Raw genomic sequence first — 24,520 nt, forward strand, 5'->3', positions numbered from 1 at the left:
AAGTAATATCAATCTGTAAACCAACGCCCGAATCTTTGGGTAGCCCCTTGGAAAAGTTCTCGAGCTTTTTCCTGAGTGACCTCTAGAATCTGCCCTGTCATTTCGCCCGAAATCGCCATTGCGGCTTGTCCACTCCCCATCCATTGATGGATTTGCTTCTTAAACTCGTGAGGCATTGCTGCTTGAACTGACTGAGCTAGTTGAGATGACTGTTCGCCTAGCCACCCCGCACTCTCGGCAACAAACTGTTGAAGTGCTTCACTGGTGGAACTGGTAAAAACTTTGATCTGATCGGGCGTTGCTCGATCTACAGTTTCAATAATTTCTTGACGCTTTGCTTCATCCAGATTGTCCCAAACCTGCTTTGTAATAATCCCAACCCCAGCCACGGCAATTACCATCCCACCCGTAGAAACTGTTGCCAGGATGGCACTGCCTGTTGCCATACCACCTCCTCCAGCCGCAACTGCGCCACCTCCTAGCCATGCCATTGCAGCGTTGGTTGCTGCTGCTCCGCTCAGTGAGCCAATTGCAGTTCCAGTAGACGCGGCTGCTCCTATCGCCGAGGCAATGCTTACAACCGTTCCTGCAGATGCCCCCCCGATCGCCATCGCTCCGCCGACGATCTCTGCAACCCCGAACTTGACTGAACCGCTTTGAGTAGAATAGCTACGCCCAGTCACCATAAGTGTGGCCCAGTGCTCACAGTTGAATTCTGTTAGGTGGTAGCGAGGTGGAGTGTTCCCTGCTAGAGATTCCTTAAATGCCCGAATATTTGCCTTGATCTGTTCCAAGGACAATGCATTCCCCCTTACCTTGACCACTTCCCAGGAAAATCCATCAATGAGCTTTACTTCAATGTTGGACTCCGTTGTCCAGCCAACAGTCCGGTTCTCAGCTAGCACAACGGCATAGTGCGCGGCAAGGCCATGACCATGTTTAACAATCTGTCCCGGTTGAAAAATTGGCATGATTTTACTCCAGCAAAGCATCCAGTTCATTTTGTAATGTTTGCATCTCTGCTGAGGAAGCAGTTGCACTCGCAGATGAGGCACCCAGTAGATCCCAGGGGTTAGTTTTGCAATGCGCTTGTCCTGCCTGGACACCGACGACCGCACCTCGTGCCGCTGCTTTTACTGACCGCACGATGTAGTCCTTATATTCGGGTGTGAGTTCAACCCAGATTGCCTGCAAAATCGAGGCACTGAAGAGAACTGCACCTAGGGGTGGAATCAGCAGAACTACCATCGTCACCATCCCTGCTGTCACAGCACGCGGCCCCACTTGGGCTACCGCTTCCTCTAGACTCTGCTCTCCCTGGAGAACCCGTATCAGAGCTGGCACAGCTTCTGCCCCGACTGCCAGACCCAGGGCAGCAAATCCACTACCGCCAGTTAGGCGCTGGAGAATCTTAATAGCCGCACCGCGCAGAAATCCACTGCTTAATGCTTCCAAAGTTGCAGACTGAAATTCCTGCAGAAGCTCTGCTGAAATCGTTTCCTCGTTTCGACAGTAGGCACCAATAAGCTTGATGCTTTGTAGCATGACGGTAATGGTGGCATTGATGACTGCACCGGAACCTCCACCTGCAAGCACCTCGCCACCAAATGCCGCTGTTTCCAGAAGGATTGCTGCTTCGAAAGGATTCTGGGCTACCCATTCTGCTGTGGCTCTGTCGATGGGCATACTCTGAATGCCATCAACATTGATCACCACATTGGCACCATCAATACCCTTATTAGCAGCATCCACCACAATCTGTTGACCCTGGTAGTGGCTAGAGGCTACCTGTTTGGAAACATAATCGATACTGCCCACCTTTGCCTGAATCTCGGCAATGGTTCGACCCACTGCATCTGTCACATAGATATCAGCACCAGACTTCGTGCCATCAGGGGGAATCTGCCAGGCACGATTTTCGCTTCCCGCGAGTCCTGCCTTGATGTTGTAGGCGATCGCCTGAAGATGCTCAAATGCAAAACCGAAGGCTTGAGGATTCTGATTGATTTCACCATCAAGTCTAATCACACCTGCAGCTGGTGTCAGCATTGTCTTAGCACCATCAATGACAGTTTGAGCTGCTGTTGACACATTCTGGGTAACTGCAGGAATCAGACCATCAGTCATATTCTTCAAAAACTCACGCATACCCTGTTAATTTTTACTCCAGACCTATTCAAGACGTTTCTTATACTTAGACGGGGCTTCTCTGAAAATATTCTGTGAGGGTGTGTCGTTTATATCTTTCCCAAAAGCCGCAAATTTTACATCAATTCCTAGTTTGCTGCGACACTCTCGACTTAATGAACCCTTTTGTTGAGAGGGTTTGGGGTAGGGTAAGCGTTTCAGGGATATTTCGTGGGGCAAATTCTCGACAAAACGATAGGCGATCGCAAACACTTGACGGTGCATGAGGTGGAGCGACGCTTAGAATCCAGTGATTTGATGCTTTCAAAGCATACTTTCCAGCCCTTGTTTCTGCACGAGGTGTAGGAGTTTGAGAGCCGTGCCTGCGGGGCGCTTCTGACCAATTTCCCACTTCTGCACCGTTGATACGCTCGTATTTAACACAGCCGCAAAAACCGCTTGACTCACCTTCGAGGCTTCGCGGATCTGCTTGATTTGTTCCGGCTTCAGTGGTGGTACCGGAGGCAAACACATCCGGTCGAACTCGCGCATCGTGACCCGATCCATCACGCCAGCCTTATGGAGTCCTGCGGCGGTTTCGTGGACAGCCTCAAGAATCGGTGATTTAGTCTTTCTCATCGCAATTTACCTCCATCAATTCGCCAGCACGTTTAGCTTGCTCAATCGCTTCTGAAGTGAGAGCCAGAAGCTCCGAAGCCAATTTCTTTAACGCTTCTTCTTCGTCTTTATCAATGTTGCTACGCTCGTTCTTGGAGAAACCGTACACGAAAACCCAGCGGTTTCCCTTGTTGGTCGCAATCAGTGTGCGGAAGCTGCCCCTTTTGCCTTGCCCAGGCCGCGCAATCCGTTTTTTGATCAGACCACCGCCTAGATCGGCTTCATAAAGCCCCTCAGACATCTCGCGTACCGCGTCGCAAAGAGAAGAGTCATTGAGTCCCTGTTTCCGCGCCCAGCGGACGAACCATCGTGTTTTGTGTATTTTCATGCCATCGTTTCTCAAACTAAATATAGCACTTAGTGATATATTTAGCGATCTTATAGGGTGACGACCAAGAGAGAATGCCTCATCGCCTATTAGCGTCTCGTATGACGGCTTGAAAAGCTGTGGCAGTAGGCTAATAAAATCCTTGACATGCGACGGATATAGCTACATATTTGTAGCTACAATTGAGCGTGAGGAGTCTATAATTGCATTGGGAATGGAATGACGAAAAGAATCGCACAAACAAGCGCGATCACGGATTGAGTTTTGAAGCCGCGCAATACGTTTTTGCCGATCCTTTGGCGGTCAGCCGACCCGATCCATATCCGCACGAAGAGCGCTGGCAGACTATAGGGTTGATTGGGCAAATGACCGTTTTTGTCGTGCATACATGGGTGGAACCCGATCCGTTGACGGGTGAAGAAACAGGGCGAATTATTCAGTGCTCGCGAAGCAACATCTTATGAAAGGAGGGCTTATGAAGAAGGCGCGTTCTAATTCAGTGCCACCGGAGATACAGGCGGAAATTGATGCGCTGGCCGCGTCGAAGAAGCCGCCCCGCACCGATCTTATCCCAGAGGCCACCGGAGACTGGAGCAAAGCTAAGCGCGGGCTATTCTATCGTCCAATCAAGCAGCAGATTACGCTAAGGCTCGACGCCGATCTGATCGACTGGTTCAAGACGCATCACCCGCAAGATGAGGGGTATCAAACCAGCATCAACCGCGCTTTGCGCGAATATGTTGCACAGAATAAATCTTAAGCATTGTCGCTCTGGTTCTTTTGGACTTTTGACAAGATCGAGGCTTGCGTAGGAAGCGCGCTCAAACCTGATGCTTACTCTTCCTCGTACATAATTTAAAGTAAAGGGACTGATACAACTCCTTGAGGGGAAACGCGATATAGGTAATGGGATTAATGGTTACAATCACATCGCGAAAATCTCGTTTTGCGAGGGCCACGATCGCCCAGGCCACCCAGCGGGCGCTCATCACGCCGTAGGGATTGAGTTGGCTCTTAAACGGTCCCAGCACCAGCTTGCGAATAATGCAGGGCGCATCCAAGCGCCGCAGCGTCACTAAGTCGCCCAAGGTTCGTTTCGAGAGTTCGTACAGGGGGCTGAAGGCTGGGTTGACCTCGGCTTCGGAGGTATTGACCCACAATTCCTTGATGGCCCGATGGGACGATTTCGTGACCGTCTCTAAAAACAGCTCGGCCAGCTTCAGCGTCGAGAATGCATTCACCTCGAAGGATTTTTGCACGGCGGCGTAGGAGCGATCGCCGTATACGTTCGTGCCGTGGTTGAGGATCAAAATATCCATACCTTCCAAGCTCGCTTTCAGTTGCGCCTCGCCTCCAATTTGCCAGTATAAAACGTCGACCCCGGACTTGAATCGTACATCTGCGTTCGTGCTGATGGCGACGACTCTCGCACCCTGCGCGGATAATTCCTCGACTAACGCCTGCCCCAGCGCGCCGGAGGCTCCCGTCACCCCGACGACCTTCCCCTTGAGAGAAAGGCACGTACCGAGTACCTTATCGACCAGCGGCACCGTCGAGCAAAAGTAAGCGTTGCCCTGGTCGAAGTGATGCCGCCAGTGATAGGTGCGGTTGACGCTCCACTGCGACGGAATTTCGACCAGATCCCCCGGCTTGTGGGTCAGATCGGTTTGCAGTAAGAATCCTTGGGACCGGGCGATCGCCGGAATGAGAAACCCTAAAGAATAGAGACAGCCCGCCCACATGCCAAGCCATAGGCCGCAGGTTTGGGCGAGTCCCGCGATCGCCGCCGTGAGGGCCACCATCGCGATCGCTTCAGGGACGTCGTTGGACCACTGCGCCTTCTTATACGCTTCTAAGCTGGTCATGCTCAGATCGCGACGGTACGCCTTGTGGTGGAGGTTATGAAAGCCTTGGAGTGGCTGCCAGTAATGCCCGGCCAGATGGTAGCCATCCCGAATCACCTCGGCTGCGAGCACGGACCCCAACCCTAGAAAAGCTTGGATGAATAGTTCGCTGGGTAACAGATTGACATCCATCCGGTCTCGAATCGCCCTACCTTAAAAATCTTTTGTTAGTGTAACCCGACGTGCGGGTTGGGACAAAGCGAACCCTCTGCGGGCCATCGCTCAGCCCTGCAGTCTTTGGGTGACAAACGCTTTGAGTTTTTGCGTGTCCTTGCCGCGATTGTGCCAGCGGGGGCTTTCGACGCCGATTTCCTGATGGTAATCCCACAGTTCGTTTTGGTAGGTGTTAAAGAATTCCTTGACGGCTTGGCGGTGGATCCTGAAGACGTTCTCCAATATCCCGCCATTGATCGCAAAGGATTCGGACGGGTGGAGGCGATTCCAGTCCTGAATGGCGAGGACGATCGCCTCAGCCCGTTGAAAGGCTTTGCCGGCCTTAGGCCCGCGCGCTTTGGGAAGGTCCGCGCTCGCTTGAGGGGTTGTCGGTCGAGCGGGCTGGCTCGGTTCGGCTTGCTGTGTCGCAACGGGTTCGAGGGGCGCTGCCGCGATCGGCGGAGCGTCGAGCTGTTCTGACGGGATGGGGGGAAGCTCTTGAGTGCTCGCATCTTCGCTGGCGCGTTCTGTTGCGATCGTCTCCGTTCCATCGAGCAGCAGCCGGAAGCCCTCCAGTTTGTCTTGCGCCAGCTTCAAGGTTTGGGCGAGGGCCGCGTTTTCAACCTGAAGCTGCGCCAGTTTTTCTCGATAACTTTGGCTTTCTTGGGCTTGGGCGATCGCCCGATCCCGTTCCCGTCTGAGGTCGAGGTTTTCGCGCTCCAATCCTTCCACGCGGCGCACGAACCAGCCTCCGTTGGTTTCGATGCGAACGGCCTGGATCTGGGCCTCAAATTCCGACCGCAGGGCCGCGCGCGCGCGCTCCAATTCGAGCTGCCACGCCTTTTGAAGCTCGGCTAAATCTTGCTGCGAAACGGCGGCGGTCTCTTGGCGCGAGGCGATCGCCCGTTTGGGTTCCTTTGGTTTCGATGGCTTCTGCTTGGCGTTCTCCATTGCTTCGGACCCATCGAGCAACTCTAGCAGCGGCAATGGTTGAGGGGACGGCGCAGCAGTGTTTCCGCTCTCCTCTTCCATCAATGGTAGCGCTCCGACCCGATCTAGGAGTATCCCTTTATCCCCGAGCGGGTGTCCCCGATCGTCGACCAACTGATACCGAAAATAGTTACCCGTAGCGCCCGAATCCAGGACGTGCCCCAAATAGTGCTGGAGAAACGCATATTCGTGGTGGTGCTGGGGGCAGAAGAAATAGGCGGCCACGGCACCCCACAGACTTCTCAGGTCGTGCACCGTGACGGCTTTTTTCCCCTCCAACGTCGGGACCACGCCCGTTCGGCCCAGATAGCGATCGCAGACGCGATTGGCTTGAACGTCGAACTGATTGATGGCCGCTCTCAAGTCCTCTGCTTCTAGCTCGGCGAACTGCCGCACCTCCGGTAACTGCCGAAAGTGCCGAACGCGTTCGAAGAGCGTCGCTGCTGGCACGAGCGTCACGATGTCGTATCCTTCGCGTGCCTGTTTTTGCTGGCCTTCGAAATGGAGCATGTAGGGATGGTCGGTCAGCTGAAACGAGCCGCGAGCCACCACTTCCCCGATGCGCCGTCCCGTCAGCCCTGCAATGGCGATCGCCAACCGTCGCGCCTCAAACTTCCCCGACCCCGCGAGCAAATCTTGCAAGGCTTGGAGGTAACGGTCGACCGATACCGCTTTCAAACTCAACTGCTTGCTGCGGTTGATCTGAGACTGCCGTTTGTCCAGCGCTTCGTAGACCTCCGGGTCATACTTGAGGTGGGTCAAGGCCCAATGTTCCGTGCGGGTCTCCTGGACGCCCGTCACGCGCTGCCGGTGGATGTATTGATGGCTGTTGCCTGCCGTCAGCCTCAGCGTTCCGTCTGCGATCGCCGCTTCGATCGCTTTGCGGTATTTCGATAAATACTTGGTGGCTAAGGTCGTCTGCGGGTACCCCCGCTCCAACAGTCGGATTTCAGCCGCGCAGAGCGCCTCGATCTCGGCCTCAGAATCGACCCCCTGCAGCAGCTCGATAAATCCCGCCATGAGTTGGGTCAAGTCGTCTCCAGACAATCTCAGGCGATTTCCTCGGTGGATGCGATCGCAAAAAGCATCAATGATATCGGCTCGAGACATAGCGCGCGAACTATCCGATGAATTGAACTGCTGTGGCGGAATGCTGCCTCCGCTTCGTATGTATACCATCTCGAACCCGCGAAGAAAAAGCGATCGGCCATAAAAGATCGAGCGCTTGAGCTTTTTGGAATATTTGCTATGGTGTGAGGCATGGAAAGAGCCTTCAGGGATCGGGTGCATCCAAATTCCCGTGCGGGACATTTTGCCGATCTAGATGCTAGTTTGTGTACGGTTGGCGTATACAAACGCACTGGCGCGCGGAAGCTTTGACAGGCGAGCTCGGTGAATCGACGCTGCGAGTGGGGGAACGGGTGAGGCAACTCATCTGTAAGAGTGCTGCGGGACGGGTGCGAGCTTGTCAAAATTGACCGTCGGTTGCCTAGCTCTGCAGGGGCAGGACCGAACAGACAAACGTTTGAGGGGGGTGTTTGTCGAGCAGTCCGAAATCTAAAGCGCGATCTTTGGAATCCCTCGCTACATCGGTATTCCGATTGGCGGTGGGAGGATGTTGAATGTGGAGTTCTAAGTGGACGATCGAGGCAGTATGTCGCAACACGCAAACGTTGTAAACCAAACCCCGCTCATCTCAGTCGTCATCTGTACCTATAACCGTGCCGATCGTCTCCTTTTAGCCTTAGAGGCTTTGACCCAGCAGACGCTTCCGAGCGACGCGTTTGAAGTGTTGGTGGTGGACAATCGCTCTACGGATAACACGTCGGCGATCTGTCAGTCGTTTCAAGCCCGCTTTGCCCGCTTTAGATACGTCTACGAACCGATGCAAGGGCTCTCTAAGGCGCGCAATACGGGCTGGCGGGTCTCTCAAAGTCCCTACATTGCGTATCTAGATGACGATGCCATTCCTTGCCAGGGATGGATTGAAGCCATCCTGACAGTGTTTGAAACGGTGCAGCCCAAACCCGTCAGCATCGGCGGCCCGATTTACCCGCTCTGGGAGATCCCCCGACCGGACTGGGTTACCCCGGTGATGGAAACGCTCTTCACGATGCTCGATGGCGGAGATGTCCCGCGCTGGTTTGAAGACGATGAATATCCTTGGGGTGCAAACGTCATTTATCGCCGCGATGCCCTCGAAAAGGCGGGCGGTTTTTGCGAGCAGTTGGGTCGCAAAGGGCAGAGTTTGCTGTCTGGGGAAGAGACGTTGTTGAATGCCACCTTAAAAGCGCAGGGAGAAGGATTTTATTACAGCCCCCAAGCCGCCGTGTCCCACTGGGTTCCCAAGGAACGGATCCACCCGGAGTGGCTGGTCCAGCGCAGTTACTGGCAGGGTTATTCGGTTGCTTTAGTCGATCATATCGTGGGCAAATCGTCGCTCTACCAGCGCTTGAGCAGCACTTGGAATCTACTCAAACGCGTTTTGGACCTCAATCCGCTCGTCTTTGAGTGCTTGCCTCGACCCAAACGCCCCATTCCAATCGGACCCATGCAAATTGGACTTTTGGATCGGGCAAGGCTAATTTTGTCTTGGCAGTGGGGCTATTTTTCTAAAGTTTGGTTTGGCTGACGGTCGCCCTAGCGCGTTGCTCAGTCGGCGATCGCCATCCTTTCGCGCGATATATATTGTCTTTATTTTTGCGATTTATAAAGGGATCTAAATTATGGGAAAACCGACGATTATCTGTCTTACGCCTGTCAGAAATGAAGCCTGGATTCTGGATCGGTTCTTGCAGTGCGCGAGCCTTTGGGCAGACCATATTATCCTCGCGGACCAATCGACCGATAACTCGGCAGAAATCGCCAGTCGCTACCCCAAAGTAACGGTCGTCCGCAATCCGTCAACGGGCTACAACGAAGCCGAAAGACAAAAGCTCGTGTTGGACGAGGCCCGCAAGATTCCCGGACCTCGGCTGCTGATTACCCTCGATGCCGATGAAGCCTTCACGGCCAACTTCACGACCAGTCCCGAGTGGCAGACGCTGCTCGACGCCCCCATGGGGACTGCCGTTCGCTTCAAGTGGTGTAACTTGATGAGCGATCTGGAGCATTATTGGCAGGCGCCTTGGGATTATGCCTGGGGCTTTATGGACGATGGCAGCGAACCCACCTGGAGCACCTTGCATACGACTCGGATCCCGGCTCCGTTGAACGCTCCGGACATTCTGATGCGGGATATCAAAGTGATGCACTTTGCGTTTACCGACGATATGCGCCGGGAAAGTAAATGGCGCTGGTATCAATGTTTCGAGCGAGTTGTGAATCCCCACCGCAGCGCGATCGAACTCTATCGGCAATACCACGAAGAAGATAGCTTGAGGCCCGACCAAATCCGCCCCATTCCGAGCCATTGGATGCAGGGTTACGTGGAACGGGGGATCGATATGACGAGCGTTCGCCGTCCCCATCGTCCTTGGTGGGATAAGGAACTGGTCGATATGCTCGACAAGTATGGTGCCGCGCACTTTCGACGGCAGAATATTTGGACGGTCGATTGGGACGCAGTGTATCGCGAAATCTACGGCAAGGATCCCTCGCGTCCGCTGAGCGATCCGCGCAACAAGATCGACAAGTGGGTTCATCGCTGGTTGCGCTCTTCTCAGGCCTATTATCAGCCCTACAACCGGACGTTTGATATCCGCTACATCGAACGGTTTCTCAAAATTCTGGGCTGGTGAGTCGTTCGAGATTCCCGTTTTTCGTCGCCGCGCAACTGGCTGTCTTTCCCATTCGTTCCATGTATTATCAAAATGACAAGAGAATCAAAACAACATGAGAAAAAAAGTGTTGTATGTGGTCCATCGATACGCTCCTTTCCCTGGAGGTTCTGAGAATTACGTCCGTAATATGGCAGAGGAAACGCTTCATCGCGGTCATGAAGTTTGGGTGTTGGCAGGCGAACATAAAGGCGACTTGAATGGAGTTCGCGTCACAAAAAATCCATTTATTCTTCTGAAAAAATGGGATTTAATTGTGGTTCATGGTGGCGATCTCCCGGTTCAAAAAAATCCGATCGTGAGACTGACATTAGAAAGCGCGAAAAGATTGAAATCGCCCATGTTGCTCATGTTAATTATTCCTTCAGACAGTCGTATCTATCAGAGAGCGACTCGAGCGGTTAAGTACGTTGGTTGTTCTACAACAGAAGACTGGGAATTGGTCGAACGTGAAAATCTATTGCCGAAATCGGTACAAATCCGACACAGTATCGATGAAAAAGTTTCTATTGGCATGCCTGGCTTCCGCGCGAAGTATGGGATCGAAACAAAATATATGTTTTTATCGTGCGGTGGGTATTGGCCGAATAAAGCGATGCGCGAATTGGTCAGTCTATTCGATCGCGTCGATCGCGAGGATATAACGCTTGTCTTAACGGGTTACGATAATCGATATAATTTGATGCCGGAAGAGTCGAAATTTGTGAAACCCTTCATGATCGACGACCGGAACGATGTTATCTCTGCTATTTTAGAGGCAGATTTATATGTTATGCACTCGCACCGCGAAGGTTTTGGGCTGGTGCTGCTCGAATCGATGCTCAATAAAACGCCTTGGGCGGCGCGCAACCTCGCGGGTGCAAAATTAATGAATAAATTTGGTTTTGCCTACGATACAGACGAACAGTTATTAGATTATATGAAAACATTTAGCGGTGCTCCTCAAAAACAAATAGAAGATGCATATATATACGTTACATCGAATCATTTAGTTCAAAATACTGTCGATGATATTTTGCAACTAACTTTGACCTCCTGACCGCTTGGAAATCAGTAAAGATCGACGGGGTGGAAATTTTAAAGGACTTAACGCACTGCCCAAAGAGTATTTCTTTATGTTTTACTCGGGACAATTAAACTAAAGCAAATTAAACTAAAGCCAGAAATGATTAACTTGATTTGGTGGAAATTCGAGCCTAATTATGCTTATGAGTATGACTGGCTCTGTTTGTTATTATCTGGCTTTAAAGTAAATCATATCGTTGATTTTGAGAATCGGGTTTGCGTCGATAATGCGATCGTTGTTGCCAACCTCAGTCAATCGTTTTTTATGGGTTCAGGGGCTCAAAAGAGTTACAGCGAAGAGCGCCAGCAATTTTATGACTATATCAAGCGCTTCAAATCTGCTGGAAAGAAAGTGGGCTTATTTCATTTAGGAGATGAATTTTATAGAGAATCTACGAAATTTTACCAAGATCTAGATTTTGTTTTTAGACAATATTATAAGGAAGAGGATTGTAGGAAATACAGCCACTGTCACTATCTTCCCATTGGCTATAAGTCTGGTTTTAGTCACGAGTTGGTCGATCGATCTATGGCTGAGAGGCCGTATTTATGGTCTTTTGCGGGCCATCTTAAAGGATCTCGATTTGAAATGATGAAATATGCCAAACAGATTTCAGGCGGTAAATTTCACGCAACGAGTCAATGGAACGATCCCAATGCATTGTCCACTCAAGACTATGCTGGCTTGTTGAACGACACGAAGTTTTCCTTGTGTCCTATGGGAAACTATTCGGTGGATTGTTTTCGCGTGTATGAATCCTTGGAAGCTGGCACGATCCCGATTATTGAAACTAAATCGATGGCTCGTGCTTTGGCAGTTTTATTTAATCCACAACTCATTCTTAAATATGGAAGTCGAGATAAAAACTTTTGGTTGAGAAACTATCAGTATTGGGAAAAGGCATATCCTTCGGATTTTCCCTGCCCTTTGATTGATGATTGGAGGAATTTAGGTGACTTAATTCAGTCGGTCGATATAGAAAATTCATCTAAAAAAATAAAAATATGGTGGCAAGACTATAAAAAATCTTTAATCCGAAGGGTTGAATCTACGGTTGAGGGAGCCTTTTCTTGAAAACGGAATTGGAGGGTCGCCGCGAAGGATTCTCGTGTCATCGGATTTCCATTATGTAATTTTTTGAGAGATACGGAGATACTGTGAAACGGCAAGAAAAACGATCGAATCGCCTTTGGCAAATGCCTCAAATATTTCAACTTGGCAGTCGTTGGCAGAGTGCTAGGCGGCTCATGCAAGTTGGAAAGCAAGTGTCGCGCAAGCCGCTCTATATTGGATTTGTTGCGACGATCGTGGCAGCGCTGCTGGATGGCGCGGGTATCGGTTTGACCATTCCTTTTTTACAACTTCTGCTCAGCGAGAATACTAAATTTAAATTGCCCGAACTTCCATTTCTTCAAGAACAAGCGCTTTGGTTGCTCGGCCAGCCCAAAGGGGTTTTACTTTCTCTTTTTAGCATTATCTTATTGGCTTCTGTCTTGCTTAAAGTCGTTTTTAGCTATTGGGCCGATGACAGTACGAATATCTACCTCCAAAATGTAGTCGCTCTCTTTCGCAAGCGCCTTTATGAAAAATACCTGCACGCGCCAATCACCTTTTTCGACAATGAAAAGATGGGCACGTTGTCGAATATGATGTCGGAAATTCACAACATCAACATTCTGATGAGTTGGGTCATCAGTCTTTTTATCGCGCTTTCCGTCTTAACGGCTTATATTGCCACCATGGTTTTGCTGTCGTGGCAGCTCACGTTGCTCATTATCGTGCTGATTGCCGGGGTCGGCCTGGGTCTCAACCGACTGCTGAAAAAAATAAAGCCCTTGGGAAGGGCAGAGTACGAAGCCAGAGAAGCAATGCATATTCGATATCTCGATACGCTGGCTGGCGTGCGAATCGTCCAGTCCTATGCAACTCAAGACTTCGAACTCAAGCGCTTTAATCAGCTCTGCGACTCAGTTCGGGATAGAACGATGTTGTCTCTTAAAAAAATGAGGCTGATCGACCCGCTCACAGAACTGGCCACCATGACGGTGGCGCTGCTGATCTTGGTCTGCAGCTATAACTTTTTGATTGTCAAAGGATTGTTGGGAACGTCGGAGTTGTTGACGTTTATGCTGGCGCTGATCAAGATTCTGCCAGTCACCAAGCGCATTAATGCTGCCCGAGGGGCCATTCAGCAGTTTTCACCTTCCCTCGCGGTGGTTGCTGACACTTTGTCGTCCGAGCACACGGCAGCACTGGTGTCGGGGACGCGCAAGTTAGACCGCTTGCAAAAGGGGATTAGCTTTCGGAATGTCAGTTTTTCTTATAACGGTCGCACCAACGCGATCGAAGATTTCAATCTGGAAATTCCCTACGGTCAGACCGTTGCTTTGGTCGGGTTTTCCGGGGCGGGAAAGTCAACCGTAGCCGTACTCGTGCCTCGATTCTACGATGTCACGAAGGGGTCGATCGAAATCGACGGTTGCGATATCCGCGACTACGATCTCAATTCCCTCCGGCGGTGCATTGGAACGGTCAGCCAGGATACTTATATCTTCAACACTTCCATCCGCGAAAATATTGCGTACGGTCTAGAAGATGTGAGCGACGAGCAGGTTGTAGAGGCCGCTCGGTTTGCCAATGCGGATGAATTTATCCAACAGCTATCGGCAGGATACGATACCCTCGTTGGCGATCGCGGCGTTCAACTCTCCGGCGGGCAGCGCCAGCGGATCTCAATTGCGCGAGCGATCTTGCGGGATCCTGATATTCTCATTCTGGACGAAGCGACCAGCGCGTTAGATTCTCAGTCCGAGCGTTTGGTGCAGGAAGCCCTGGAGCGGCTGCGCCAAAATCGAACGGTTCTGACGATCGCCCACCGTCTCTCTACGATTCGCAATGCGGATTGCATCGTTGTCATGGAGAAAGGTCGAATTGTCGAGTCCGGGCAACACGAGCGGTTGCTCAGTCAAAAGGGCACGTATTGGTCGTTCCACAACGTGCAGTCCGTTCCGATCTCCTGAGGGGGAGAAGTCAATACTGTTTGCCAATCCATTGAGGCTGAAGCCGTGAAGCCATCTTCAAACAGATTTTTCGGGAGACTGAAGCAAACCGCCTTGGGGTTTGCGCTGGTCCTGTTGGTCTCGATCGTCGGCAGTTGCGGAGCGAGCAAGATGGCTGGCACGATCGTCGATGCGACCCGCGTCCCCGATCTGTCTTTTAGCCCTCAACTGAGTCCCTATTTACCCCATCCGACCGCGCGCTCGCGAACCGCAGACGAAATTTACGATCGCACGGCAAATCCCAGCATTACGCTGCCGCCGGAGTATGCGGCCAAGCGCAAAGAGATCGTCCGCATGTACCAAGCTGCGGGATTCGATCTCTCCTTAGACAAAGAAGAATTGCGCAAACTGCGACCGACCGCGTGGTCTCCGATGACGCCCCAACCGCTCGCGGGCAATTATCCCCAGCCCTACTCGATCGACGCCCCGTTCTACCATAAAATCCCCTCGGATTGGCCCCGAGTCCAACTGCCGATCGGTTACGTTCAGACGGGTCACATCTCAACATTGGGCCCTCCGGGCGACGGTTCCGACGGTTTTGGGATCGGTCTGGTGATTTCTAAGGCGACCGATCCGGTGCGGCGGATCTCGCTGGCAAATGGAGCCTACGCCAAGACGGGCGTTTGCCCCCAACACAATCCGTTCAAGGGCTACAACACGACCACCCGCATTCGCAATAGCGCCAACGTGCTGCTCGGGGGAAATGGGGAAGGCGTTCCCTATCAGTCTTCGGATCGCACCGTCATCTGGTTGGACAGTTCCGATAACACCATCGTGTCCACCTGGATTTCGTCGCCGGACTGCGATCGCCCCGATTTAGGTACAAAGCTGGGCGACTGGTCTGGGGAAGCGGTCACCCCCAAAGAAAAGTTGCCCAACTTGGGGGACCAGTGGGGCATTAATGCTGCGGCGAAGTCGGACCTCGTGGCCTTGATTCGTCCTGGAGAGGCGATCGACCCCGAACGACCGATTCCTCACGCCCTCACAGGTCCGGTGGATAAGGCCTGGAAGGCGATCGTCTACCCCGCCAACAATGTGGACAATTCGATCGACCAGAACAACCGAGGATTGCTCGGATACGGTTTTCTCGTGCAGCTCGACCCGAACTTCGATTTAAAAAAGCTCAAACTGTCGCTGCCGGCTCGCCGCATCTTGGAAGCGATTCAAACCTACGGTTGGTATATGGACGATACGGGCGTGCGAGATTTCGATATTAAGGGAAATTTTAGCGGTGCGGAGTTTGCGCCCTATGGGGGCGTGAAAGCAGTCGATGCGGAGATTTTGGCGGTTCTCAAGACCCAGAAGCTTTTCGTCGTGCCGCCGCTGGTCAAGAAATAAGAAACGCGTCCCGTCACATTTTGCACCTCTTCTATCCCGCACCTCAAACATGCACTATCGAGATTTTAAAAACTGGATTAAGCGAAGCAACCTCGCTTGGCTCGCGAAGGCGCTCAAAAGAATTTTATCGCTCAAAGATAGGCTTCTCGAACTCAAAAACAAGTGGTTTGCAAGGACTTGGCCGGATCGGTCGATCGTCTATTTCGCGGGTCACACGATGTACGAGTGGTCGCCGCACAGTCTCAACGTTGGCATTGGCGGTTCTGAAACGGCCATTATCCATCTGGTTAGGGAGTGGAGCAAGTTAGGGTATGCGGTGACGGTTTACGGGAATTTTGGAGATAAAGCCGGGACGTACGATGGCGCGAATTATCGCACCTACACTCAATTCAATCCATACGATACGTTCGATACGCTGATTATTTGGCGGCGGGTAGATGCGATCGACTTCTCTTACAAGGCGAACAGAGTTTGGTTTGACGCGCACGATGTACTCTATAAAGACCAATTTAACGCGCAAAACTTGAAGAACGTACAAACGATATTTTTTAAGTCGAAATATCAGCGAGGGCTGCTTCCCCAAGTTACAGAAGATAAGTTTGCGATTATTCCGAATGGCGTTAGAAATTCGCTCATCGATATTGATGTCACTCGTAAGAATCCTTATAAACTCATCTATGCATCCAATTATCAGCGGGGATTGGAACCGATGCTGATTCATGGATGGCCGATTATCAAAAAGGAAATTCCAGAAGCCGTCCTGCATATTTATTACGGATGGGACTTTACCGATCTCATGTATGGCGACAATCTGGACTACCGACGCTGGAAAGACAAAACGATCGAATTGATGAAGCAACCCGGCATCATCGAGCATGGCAAAGTCGGTCAGGATGTTTTGATTGCTGCAAAGTCGAGTGCGGTCATCCACTATTACGCGACTACCTTTGAGGAAATAGACGGAATTTCCCTCCGAGAATCAGCAGTGCTCGGATGTTTGCCAGTGACGACAGATTATGCCGCTTTAGTAGAGAAAGAATATTGTTTGAAGCGTTCTGGCGATCCGAACGATCCCCGTACGCAAGTTGCTGTGGCTCATCAAGTCGTAGAACTGCTCAAGGATCCGGTTAAGCTCAAGGAATTGAGCCAAAATGCTCGCGAAGTGGCGTGCGCTGAGACGTGGGATAACATTGCCAAGCGATGGATAGAGCAGATTGCAAAATAGTTAATTAACTTAATTAAAATTAAGTGACTTTAAAACATTTTTTTAAAATTAAATAACTTCAAGGCAATCTGTTATTATCCAGATAGGCTTTGTGACATTTGAAACTTTTTTGCTCCTGCTCGTGGGTTTCTCGATTGCGCGCTTGTTATGAAAATACTGGAGCGTGGGTATTCTATTGTTGTGGCCTAACTCTCTTTTCGAAAAACGCTCGACAGAATGCCTGCATTAAAAATTTTTGTGACTGATGCCAGCGGGTTCATCGGTCAAGCTCTTATTATGAAAATGCTGGAATGCGGGCATCATGTTATTGCAGCGCATTCCCCTTTTTCTAGTATCGATCGACCGGATGTCTCGAGCGTTTGCAATCGAGAAAACGTTCTCGACGTGCCATTAGATCTCTCGAACTGCTCTGAACTGTTCCCTCACATTGTCGGTTGCGACTGCGTCGTGCATTTGGGGCACAACCCTCACGATCCGTTGCAGGAGCAGTTCGGGTTTGCCCTTGACTCGACTCAAACCCTTTTAAAGGTCTGTGCTGAAGCGCGAGTTAAAAAATTTGTTTGCATTAGCTCGACAGCTGTTTATGGAGATCCTCCCCCTTCCATCGCGATCGCGGAAGAGTCGCCTTATCTTTCATCTCTCAGGCCTCAGACGTCCATTTATCAATCGGTGGAAAAACTCGTTTTGGGGATAGAGACGGGCGGTACCGAAGTTGTCGTTCTCCAACTCGGTCGGGTTTACGGTCCTGGAGCGCGGGGCGAGACGGCTCGAATGCTAAACCACATGAAAACCGCGTTTATTCCGCTCGCGAGGTCCGGTACGGGTTACTGCAATCCAATTTATATCGACGATGCTGCGATGGCGATTATTCGCGCTTGCGAAATCTCCGATCTGCACGGGCAACGTTTTATTATCAGTCTCGATCGGCCCGTGAGCTGGAGAGAATTGCTGACGGGTTACGAATCTATTCTAGGGGAAAAAGCTTTAATTACTTTGCCGATCGATTACCAATGCGAGTGGCAAGACTCCATCCCTTTTTTTAGAGAGCTAGTCTCGACAATGCTTCAAAAAAGAAAAATTAGGGAAGGGACGAGTGCCATTGCGAAAGCGGTTTGGGGCAAACCCATTTACTATCCATCTCCCGACGAATTTCGGACGTTGGTCGCTCGGCCGATATTTTCGAATCAAAAATCCCGCGATCGCTTGAATTTTGAACCTCAAGTTTCTTTGGCGACTGGAATGGAGAAAATTCGGGAATGGTGGCATCAAAACCGCCCGGAGATGGGGTAAATATCTATGTCAGACGATCGAGTTGTGATTGTAGGCAGCGGTCCGACGGGTACCATTGCGGCTTGGACGCTCGTTCGGGCTGGCTTTAAGGTAACCCTGTTAGAATCGGGCTGCAGTTTTCCGAAGCATTTGCACGTCCGTCTTTGCGATCGAGAAATCTACTGCCCTTATGCGTTAGAGATTCGGGATCGGGTCACCTACCCTCATTTTGAGAATTTAGGCGACCCTCTGACGAGATGGTTTAAGGCCCATTTGCTGGGAGGGCTGGGTAGTTTTTGGGGCGGAGTGGTGCTGCGTTTTGCCGCAGAGGATTTTACGCAGGGCGAGTTAGTTTCGCAGCGGTTTTGTTGGCCCATTCGTTACGAGGATCTCGAGCCTTATTACAACCGTGTCGAGCAACTGATTGGCGTTCGTGGCGGTACGAGATCGGTCCCCGTGCTTCCTGCTTGTCAAGTAAGTCGCGTTCTCGACGTTCCCCAGGAATTTTCCGATCTTGCTGCAGCGGCTGCAAAGCTGGATCGCTGGTTGGTTCCGACCAATCACGTGTACGGCAATTCAACGATCCTCAGTCAAATTCCTTCGCCCGCTAATGTTGGCATTCGTTTGCTCGCTCGACTGCGACGGTGCAAAAATTTTCGCCTTATTAGTAACGCTCATGTCACCCGCTTGCAACTGCATCAAACGAAAGCTGCCGCGGCGGGGGTTGAATATATCGATCGCCAAAGTGGCGAGCTGTGTTTTCAAGCGGGCAAAGCGGTCGTGTTGGCTGCCGGGCAGTTGGGCTCGACCCACATTCTGTTGAACTCCTGTTCTGGCAACGGTGTCAGTGGCGTGGACAATGCTAGCGGTCTGATCGGTCGATATCTCCACGACAACATGTATGCGGCCTATACCTACGATGTGGATCGCCCTCCGTTAAAGCAGTCCTTGATGTCATACCTGACTCGCCCAGATTACGCAAAAGCAGAGCCGCTGCGGACGACTGGTTTTCAGATCTATGCTGGCGCGCTCGATAAAAAACCGCTTGCTAATGCCAAACTGCGCGGCAATCTGGGATTGGCCCCGCAATCGCTGCAAGAGGGCGAATTCTCCCTGCTATTTGCCTGCTTTGGCACTCAAGTCCCCCAAGAGTCTCGGCATGTTTCCCTCCACCCTACGGCTAAGGATGAATACGGCTTGCCGCTGCTGAGGATCGGGACTTGCCAAGATCGCCAAGACCTCGAAACCCTCGCAGACGGTCGCCGTGCGGCTGAGGCGTTAATGGAGGTAGCGGGTTGGCAGTTTCGCCCTAAAAACATTGCCATTGAGCCCCCCGGAACGTCCGTCCATTTCGGGGGGACGATTCGCATGCACGATAACCCGAACTTTGGGGTATTGAATGCTTTTAATGCCATGCACGATATTCCAAATGTTTTCGTCGTCGATGCCAGCTGTTTTACAACCTGCGTTGAAAAGAATCCAACGCTGACCGCAATGGCGATCGCCATGCGAGCTGCCGATTTTCTAATTCGAAACAGCGCCTCTCTTCCTTGAGTGCCAATATTGAGTTCTACTCCCCGAAGCCGATCTAGAAATCAAAAGCTGACAGTCGTATTGTCGTTCAGCGCTTCAATTTGTCGATCGGCGAGGGCCTTTGCTTCCCTCGTCGCTAGCATGCATTTGCGTTCTAGCGGCGTCATGATCAATGTGTTGTATAGAAAAAGACGTATTTTGCGCCGCCAAGAATGCACTTCGGTCACCTCGGGCACGCCCCTTAAATAGTGCATAACCCTCATTGAATAGACAATTCCTTTCAGAATCTTGAGCAAATACGCTTCGGTGAGCCGACTGGCCGGAATGATGTGGGTGAGCTTTAACCGGGTAAACTTTCCCATTCCCAGCCCGATGTCTAAAGCCGATAGCGCCATGTCCGTATCTTCGTTGCTTGCCAAGATCTGACCTGTTTTACCGCGACGTCCCAGAAGCAACCGCCGGCGATCGGTCTCGAGCAGGTGGACGTACTGCTGCCCGACTTCTTTGCGAACGCACATGCCCGCTCCAACAGGCATCGTTTCTACCATATCGATATTGGACCAGACATCTTTCTCAAATTGGTCGAGGGCGAGGAGATTCCACATGGGACGCGTCCATTCCTCAGGGGTTCCGCCTACAAAGTCGGGAACGATTTGGCCGCTCCAAGCCCCGATTGCGGGCAGGGCGTGCCAAATCTCAAGGGCGATCTGCAGGTAATCCGAGTCGAGGACGTTGTCATCGTCGACAAACACGCAAAGCTTGCCTTGATGTTCTTTGAGCCCGCGCAAGCGAGCGTTAACCAGCCCTAATTCCGCTTCGAAGATGTGGCGAGCGTGGGGATGCCAACTCAGATCGACGATCTCGGCTAGAGATTCTTGACTGGCGTTATCGACTAACAGAAGTTCCCACTGTTCCATCGGCAAGGTCTGGGATTTAAGCGCGTCGAGGACTCGATGGAGATACGCGGGCGTAGGATTGTGACTGCAAATAATGACGCTAATGGGGTATTCCATAGGGCAAATTTTTGTTCGATCGGGGCTTACGTTAAGATTACTCTGAGGATTTTGCATCGCCGTTCAATTCTCTGCGCTCCCATCCCGGTAATGTTTGCTGCGATTCAAACTTTAATTTGCTCCAAATTTTCTTGAGAAAATACTTTAGAATAAAAAGCGATCGCTCGATATCCCACCTCAATTTATTTAAATAATTATCTGGAGAACCTGGAATGATTCCTCCGGTGACAATACTAAATTCATCGGGTAAATTTTGCATCGGTGGCAGGTAAAAATAAAACAAGTAAAATAGCTTGGCTTTGACGAAGTGAAAATAGAGAAACTCTTTCTGGGTGATAGAATCAAAGAATGTACCATCTCGATAAATAATGTCGAAGGGGGGTTCCTCCCGGCACATGACATTCATGTATATTTTAAGATCGTATTTTTCCTTTAAATTCATCACGATATCGTAGAGGGAAGCGAGTTGAGATGTTTCTTGCAACTCTTCAAAAGAGAAGGGTCTGCGGTAGAAGCGCATGCAGGATTCATCGAAATTATAATACCGATCGTTGTCGGTAAATATTTTGATATAATCTTCTGTCTGGCGAAATAAATTTGTCACTGTAGAATTATTGCGAAATAAAATAAAATGTCCTACTAGCTGCATTTCGGAAGCATTGATTATGTCATAATTTGTTAGGATCTCTTCCGTGATAAAGTGACTTATTTTTCCGAAAATAATATCTAGATCGCAATATCCCCAGAAGTCGTAATCTTTTAGATACTCTTCAAAAATTACCCCAAAGGCGGGTTTGAATTCGCTGAGCTTGTATCCCCAGTTTACACTGACTGGAATCTCTAGTTTTTCGGATGCGAGCTTGTTAAATTGTTCCAGCGTTAAGGGGATTTGTTTGAGGTTGCCGGATAGATCGGGTTGAGATACTCGATCGGTAAAAAGGTAAACATCGAGGTCGATGTCTCGGTTGCGAGCGACTGATTCTGAAAAGTAACGAAAATAGTCGGGCAGAGGCCCGACATAAACAATGACCAGTGCAATACGGCTCATACCCAAATGCTTTTCCTTCAAGGTTGATATCAATGCTTGGCGATCGCCTTCCTAGGGGTTTGAAAGAGGCGAAAACATGGGGTCAGCGCAGGATTCGCGGGGGCTGTCGGCCCTCGTAGGCGAGCTTTGCCGTCCAGGTTCCCATGAAGTGATGCCATAACACCGCGATTCGGAGTAAATCTTGCGGTAGTTCCCAAGCGGGCGATCGTCGAATGGGGGCCACGATCACCCGCGCTAGAGCGATCCACGGGTAAACCATCAGCCCCAAGAGCAGCTTGACGAAGTACTTGATCGGCTGGGGAACGGGTGCCATGTGGGGGTGGTTGGAGGTGAGAAAAAACCATCCGTAGGCATCCCGTTCTAATACGTATGTAAAATCCTTGAACCGGGTGCGATAGCGGTGCCGGACGACCGCCTGGTTTTCCTCGCATATTTTGAGCGTATAGCGACCCGATTGCAGCACCCGCCAGCTCATTTCTACATCTGGCCCGGAAAAGTTTTGGTCGTCGAAGAGTCCGAGTTCGTCAAAGATCGCCTTGCGGTACATGACATTGGCCGTCACGACGTAGGGTTGCGTGCGAGCGGATCCGTGGCTGTGGTTCGGACTCTTCAGGACGCAACCTTCAAAGTAATCGATGGAGTTGCTAATGGCACGGGGGATCAGGGTCCCGCCGACGACGCCCACCTGCGGGCTATCGAAGGCCTGCCACAGTTCGAGCAGCCAGTTCGGGCTGACCTGGCAATCGGCGTCGGTAAACGCAATAAATTCTCCTCGAGCGTGTCGGATTGCGGTATTGCGCGCCGTGTAGGGTCCTGGCGTTGCCTCCTGAAGGACGGTAATGGTGGGATAAGCGCGCAGGATCTCGAGGCTTTTGTCGGTCGAATTGTTGTCGACGCATAGAATTTCCAGGCGATCGCTCGGCCAATTGAGGGCGAGCAGCGAATCCAGGAGCTCGGCGATCTCGTTCTCTTCGTTATAGACGGGGATCGCTACAGAAAGCATCGGCAGGTCAGTATTCATAGCGCATTTTTTAACGTTATTGAGTCATCTACGGGGTCAAGGGACGATGCAGCCATTTACGTAGGATCCGTTCTGCCATGAATTGAGGGACAGCACGGTACCCCCTCTGCAATGCCTGCCAGGCCAGTTCTTTTTGTCCGGTCTTGAAATACGCCCAAGCAACGTCCACTTTACGACGCATGATGGCAAATTCGAGAATTGTTCGAGCGTTGGGTTCGCAACCGCGTGCGGACTCTTCCATGATGTATAGCTCATCGAGCGCGATTTGTAAGTAGTTGACCGTAAGACTGCTAGGCCGCTTCCGATAAACGGTCAATATTTCGGGAATAAAGCCAATTTCCCACCCTGCCTTTGCAATTTCTAGCCAGAGGTGATAGTCTTCCCCGGTTCGAAATCGGGGGTCAAAACCGCATCGATCTTTAAGGCATTCCGCTCGTACGACAACTGTACTGCTCGTTCCGGTCCAGTTTCGCTCGAGAAAATCGGCCCAGCGCAGCGTGGATTGAGTGGGTGGGAAAAACCAAGGTTGAAGGCGCTTGCCGTCTGGATAACCGTAAAGCACTTCAAACCAATTAAAGCTCATGCCCATCCGAGGCGAATTTTGCAGGCGGCTCAAATGGGCCGCAAGCTTTTGAGGGTGCCATAGATCGTCTCCGTCTAGGAAGGCAATGAATTGACCTGCGGCCATTTTCATTCCTGTATTGCGGGCTGCTGCAGGGCCGGCATTGGATTGATGAACGTAGCGCAGGGTAGCGCGATCGGAAAACCGATGGACCTGCTCGGCAGTATCGTCCGTCGAACCGTCGTCAATGACGATGACCTCAAAATCTTGATAGCTTTGGTCGAATACCGAGTTTAAAGACTGCTCAATATAGGTGCTGGCGTTATAGACCGGAATAATGACGCTAAAAGTGGTCATAGCGATAAAGGTAGAGGATCCGAATTGGGTAAGGATGGTTTCTGGAACGGTCGAATGAATTGAGCCGGAACTCCCCGATTAGCATCTAAGGCTCGGCATGCCTGGTAACAGCGGCCCCAGCCGCTACGATAGCCCTCGTTTGAGGGTAATACGTTTGAAAATAATGGCTCTAACTTCGCAGCTCATCTTACCTAAAGAGGCCTAGCCGCTTATCTGACCAAAAAGTCAAAACGGAAAAAATCGCGGGTGCCGAAGAATTGTTTGAACAGGGAGATCCGCTCTTCTAATCGAATCCTAAAAACACCGTCATTGTTGTAGTAGTTTAATTTTTGACTAGGGGCAATATAGCGCTGCCAGTTCATATCCGTATCTAGAGATTGATAGTGAACGAAGTTATGTCGGTTGGTTTCTCTTGCAGCTCGCCGCGTTTGCAGTCGCAGTTGAATCTGCTCTGGATCGCGGTATTGATAGTGACAGTTGGGAATCTTGTAGGAACACTTTTTTAACTTTCTGGAGCCTTGGGGAGCCATGAAGCCGTGGGGATTTTCGGCATTGATGCAGTCTGGCCAGGTTAAATCGGAGTCAATCCGAAATAAGCGCTGCTCCATATTGGTAAAACAATAATATCTCCGCCTTTGGGAAATTGGGTAGTCCCGCGAGTCTAAACCTTGCCGATATTGCTCCCAATCTGCATCGGTGAAGTGAAAATTATACTGAGCTGTGTTGATCTGCTGGGCGCCTTCTGCTTCGGCAATGCGGATACCCTTATGGGGGTCTTCGGCTAAAAACTCATCGGCATCTAAAATGTATAACCAATCTCCTACGGCTAGATCGCTGCGGATTGCATTAAAGACTTGAGCGCGCAATCCATCATAGAAGGGTACGTCTTCATGCCGAAAGGGAATGACGACATCGCTGGCCGATTTCTTGACTTGCTGCCAGCTGTCGTCATTGCTGCCGGTATCGAAAACGTAGATTTTATGACAAAAGCTGCTCGCGTAATGCAGGGTCTGGGCAACGATATCTCCTTCGTTTTTAACTAAACAAATAGCGTGGATGCGTTTCATCTG

General features: G+C 50.9%; 22 protein-coding genes. 11 read left to right on the plus strand and 11 right to left on the minus strand.

All coding sequences use genetic code 11. The features are described from left to right. Positions 1–8 precede the first annotated feature (8 nt). From R6H26_RS11540 to R6H26_RS11555, 4 genes are all read right to left on the minus strand, one after another. A complete protein-coding gene (locus tag R6H26_RS11540) occupies positions 9–971 on the minus strand; it encodes a hypothetical protein (protein ID WP_404790590.1) in 963 nt (320 codons plus the stop codon). A gap of 4 nt (positions 972–975) precedes the next feature. Beyond that, on the minus strand, positions 976–2,127 hold the full coding sequence (locus R6H26_RS11545) for a hypothetical protein (RefSeq protein ID WP_404790591.1): 1,152 nt from the start codon (positions 2,125–2,127) through the stop codon (positions 976–978). Positions 2,128–2,451: 324 nt separating this feature from the next. Continuing rightward, entirely contained in the window at positions 2,452–2,766 is a 315-nt protein-coding gene (locus R6H26_RS11550; RefSeq protein ID WP_404790592.1) for a helix-turn-helix domain-containing protein, read from the minus strand. Then, positions 2,753–3,133 carry a type II toxin-antitoxin system RelE/ParE family toxin gene (locus R6H26_RS11555; RefSeq protein WP_404790593.1) on the minus strand — a complete coding sequence of 127 codons (381 nt, stop codon included), beginning with the start codon at positions 3,131–3,133 and terminating at the stop codon, positions 2,753–2,755. The genes R6H26_RS11550 and R6H26_RS11555 overlap by 14 nt, the downstream gene beginning before the upstream one ends. A gap of 203 nt (positions 3,134–3,336) precedes the next feature. Here R6H26_RS11555 and R6H26_RS11560 point away from each other — a divergent pair, with 203 nt between their 5' ends. Together R6H26_RS11560 and R6H26_RS11565 are read left to right on the plus strand one after the other, a co-directional pair. After that, positions 3,337–3,597: a BrnT family toxin gene (locus R6H26_RS11560; RefSeq protein WP_404790594.1), complete on the plus strand. Its 261-nt coding sequence runs from the start codon at positions 3,337–3,339 to the stop codon at positions 3,595–3,597. 11 nt (positions 3,598–3,608) lie between these two features. Continuing rightward, entirely contained in the window at positions 3,609–3,893 is a 285-nt protein-coding gene (locus tag R6H26_RS11565) for a BrnA antitoxin family protein (protein ID WP_404790595.1), read from the plus strand. 61 nt (positions 3,894–3,954) lie between these two features. Here the strand turns inward: R6H26_RS11565 and R6H26_RS11570 are convergent, their stop codons facing one another. Together R6H26_RS11570 and R6H26_RS11575 are read right to left on the minus strand one after the other, a co-directional pair. After that, positions 3,955–5,169: a bifunctional sterol desaturase/short chain dehydrogenase gene (locus R6H26_RS11570; RefSeq protein WP_404790596.1), complete on the minus strand. Its 1,215-nt coding sequence runs from the start codon at positions 5,167–5,169 to the stop codon at positions 3,955–3,957. A 90-nt stretch (positions 5,170–5,259) separates the two neighbouring features. Next, positions 5,260–7,290 (minus strand): protelomerase family protein, encoded by a 2,031-nt coding sequence (locus R6H26_RS11575; RefSeq protein ID WP_404790597.1) that lies wholly within the window; start codon positions 7,288–7,290, stop codon positions 5,260–5,262. A 544-nt stretch (positions 7,291–7,834) separates the two neighbouring features. Between R6H26_RS11575 and R6H26_RS11580 the strand changes: the two genes are divergently transcribed. From R6H26_RS11580 to R6H26_RS11620, 9 genes are all read left to right on the plus strand, one after another. Further along, entirely contained in the window at positions 7,835–8,812 is a 978-nt protein-coding gene (locus R6H26_RS11580; RefSeq protein WP_404790598.1) for a glycosyltransferase, read from the plus strand. Between the two features lie 94 nt (positions 8,813–8,906). Continuing rightward, complete coding sequence (locus R6H26_RS11585; RefSeq protein WP_404790599.1) at positions 8,907–9,920, plus strand: glycosyltransferase family 2 protein; 1,014 nt, start codon at positions 8,907–8,909, stop codon at positions 9,918–9,920. Between the two features lie 94 nt (positions 9,921–10,014). Next, entirely contained in the window at positions 10,015–10,998 is a 984-nt protein-coding gene (locus tag R6H26_RS11590) for a glycosyltransferase family 4 protein (RefSeq protein WP_404790600.1), read from the plus strand. Positions 10,999–11,124: 126 nt separating this feature from the next. Continuing rightward, on the plus strand, positions 11,125–12,099 hold the full coding sequence (locus R6H26_RS11595; protein ID WP_404790601.1) for a hypothetical protein: 975 nt from the start codon (positions 11,125–11,127) through the stop codon (positions 12,097–12,099). Positions 12,100–12,182: 83 nt separating this feature from the next. Continuing rightward, positions 12,183–14,045, plus strand: coding sequence for an ABC transporter ATP-binding protein (locus tag R6H26_RS11600; RefSeq protein ID WP_404790602.1), 1,863 nt, complete (start codon positions 12,183–12,185; stop codon positions 14,043–14,045). A 45-nt stretch (positions 14,046–14,090) separates the two neighbouring features. Beyond that, a complete protein-coding gene (locus R6H26_RS11605; RefSeq protein WP_404790603.1) occupies positions 14,091–15,422 on the plus strand; it encodes a hypothetical protein in 1,332 nt (443 codons plus the stop codon). 49 nt (positions 15,423–15,471) lie between these two features. Then, the gene (locus tag R6H26_RS11610) at positions 15,472–16,647 is read left to right on the plus strand and encodes a hypothetical protein (RefSeq protein WP_404790604.1); all 1,176 of its coding nucleotides are present in this window, start codon (positions 15,472–15,474) and stop codon (positions 16,645–16,647) included. A gap of 216 nt (positions 16,648–16,863) precedes the next feature. After that, positions 16,864–17,937: an NAD-dependent epimerase/dehydratase family protein gene (locus tag R6H26_RS11615; protein ID WP_404790605.1), complete on the plus strand. Its 1,074-nt coding sequence runs from the start codon at positions 16,864–16,866 to the stop codon at positions 17,935–17,937. A 6-nt stretch (positions 17,938–17,943) separates the two neighbouring features. Further along, on the plus strand, positions 17,944–19,470 hold the full coding sequence (locus R6H26_RS11620; protein ID WP_404790606.1) for a GMC oxidoreductase: 1,527 nt from the start codon (positions 17,944–17,946) through the stop codon (positions 19,468–19,470). 41 nt (positions 19,471–19,511) lie between these two features. Here R6H26_RS11620 and R6H26_RS11625 read toward each other — a convergent pair whose 3' ends face one another. From R6H26_RS11625 to R6H26_RS11645, 5 genes are all read right to left on the minus strand, one after another. Then, positions 19,512–20,462: a glycosyltransferase gene (locus R6H26_RS11625; protein ID WP_404790607.1), complete on the minus strand. Its 951-nt coding sequence runs from the start codon at positions 20,460–20,462 to the stop codon at positions 19,512–19,514. Positions 20,463–20,499: 37 nt separating this feature from the next. Beyond that, on the minus strand, positions 20,500–21,510 hold the full coding sequence (locus R6H26_RS11630) for a DUF6625 family protein (protein ID WP_404790608.1): 1,011 nt from the start codon (positions 21,508–21,510) through the stop codon (positions 20,500–20,502). An 82-nt stretch (positions 21,511–21,592) separates the two neighbouring features. Next, positions 21,593–22,531, minus strand: a complete 939-nt coding sequence (locus tag R6H26_RS11635) for a glycosyltransferase (protein WP_404790609.1) — start codon at positions 22,529–22,531, stop codon at positions 21,593–21,595. Positions 22,532–22,559: 28 nt separating this feature from the next. Further along, entirely contained in the window at positions 22,560–23,450 is an 891-nt protein-coding gene (locus R6H26_RS11640; RefSeq protein ID WP_404790610.1) for a glycosyltransferase family 2 protein, read from the minus strand. Between the two features lie 209 nt (positions 23,451–23,659). After that, a complete protein-coding gene (locus tag R6H26_RS11645) occupies positions 23,660–24,517 on the minus strand; it encodes a glycosyltransferase family 2 protein (protein WP_404790611.1) in 858 nt (285 codons plus the stop codon). Positions 24,518–24,520: the final 3 nt, after the last annotated feature.

Origin of the sequence: Altericista sp. CCNU0014 (genome assembly GCF_044923475.1) — a bacterium.
Lineage (GTDB): Bacteria > Cyanobacteriota > Cyanobacteriia > Thermosynechococcales > Thermosynechococcaceae > JAAURS01.

Bases quoted from the DNA above. Each gene is read 5' to 3' on its own strand.
- R6H26_RS11540 (WP_404790590.1), bottom strand. From the start codon at position 971: ATGCCAATTTTTCAACCGGGACAGATTGTTAAACATGGTCATGGCCTT.
- R6H26_RS11545 (WP_404790591.1), bottom strand. From the start codon at position 2,127: ATGACTGATGGTCTGATTCCTGCAGTTACCCAGAATGTGTCAACAGCA.
- R6H26_RS11550 (WP_404790592.1), bottom strand. From the start codon at position 2,766: ATGAGAAAGACTAAATCACCGATTCTTGAGGCTGTCCACGAAACCGCC.
- R6H26_RS11555 (WP_404790593.1), bottom strand. From the start codon at position 3,133: ATGAAAATACACAAAACACGATGGTTCGTCCGCTGGGCGCGGAAACAG.
- R6H26_RS11565 (WP_404790595.1), top strand. From the start codon at position 3,609: ATGAAGAAGGCGCGTTCTAATTCAGTGCCACCGGAGATACAGGCGGAA.
- R6H26_RS11570 (WP_404790596.1), bottom strand. From the start codon at position 5,169: ATGGATGTCAATCTGTTACCCAGCGAACTATTCATCCAAGCTTTTCTA.
- R6H26_RS11575 (WP_404790597.1), bottom strand. From the start codon at position 7,290: ATGTCTCGAGCCGATATCATTGATGCTTTTTGCGATCGCATCCACCGA.
- R6H26_RS11580 (WP_404790598.1), top strand. From the start codon at position 7,835: ATGTCGCAACACGCAAACGTTGTAAACCAAACCCCGCTCATCTCAGTC.
- R6H26_RS11585 (WP_404790599.1), top strand. From the start codon at position 8,907: ATGGGAAAACCGACGATTATCTGTCTTACGCCTGTCAGAAATGAAGCC.
- R6H26_RS11590 (WP_404790600.1), top strand. From the start codon at position 10,015: ATGAGAAAAAAAGTGTTGTATGTGGTCCATCGATACGCTCCTTTCCCT.
- R6H26_RS11595 (WP_404790601.1), top strand. From the start codon at position 11,125: ATGATTAACTTGATTTGGTGGAAATTCGAGCCTAATTATGCTTATGAG.
- R6H26_RS11610 (WP_404790604.1), top strand. From the start codon at position 15,472: ATGCACTATCGAGATTTTAAAAACTGGATTAAGCGAAGCAACCTCGCT.
- R6H26_RS11615 (WP_404790605.1), top strand. From the start codon at position 16,864: ATGCCTGCATTAAAAATTTTTGTGACTGATGCCAGCGGGTTCATCGGT.
- R6H26_RS11620 (WP_404790606.1), top strand. From the start codon at position 17,944: ATGTCAGACGATCGAGTTGTGATTGTAGGCAGCGGTCCGACGGGTACC.
- R6H26_RS11625 (WP_404790607.1), bottom strand. From the start codon at position 20,462: ATGGAATACCCCATTAGCGTCATTATTTGCAGTCACAATCCTACGCCC.
- R6H26_RS11630 (WP_404790608.1), bottom strand. From the start codon at position 21,510: ATGAGCCGTATTGCACTGGTCATTGTTTATGTCGGGCCTCTGCCCGAC.
- R6H26_RS11635 (WP_404790609.1), bottom strand. From the start codon at position 22,531: ATGAATACTGACCTGCCGATGCTTTCTGTAGCGATCCCCGTCTATAAC.
- R6H26_RS11640 (WP_404790610.1), bottom strand. From the start codon at position 23,450: ATGACCACTTTTAGCGTCATTATTCCGGTCTATAACGCCAGCACCTAT.
- R6H26_RS11645 (WP_404790611.1), bottom strand. From the start codon at position 24,517: ATGAAACGCATCCACGCTATTTGTTTAGTTAAAAACGAAGGAGATATC.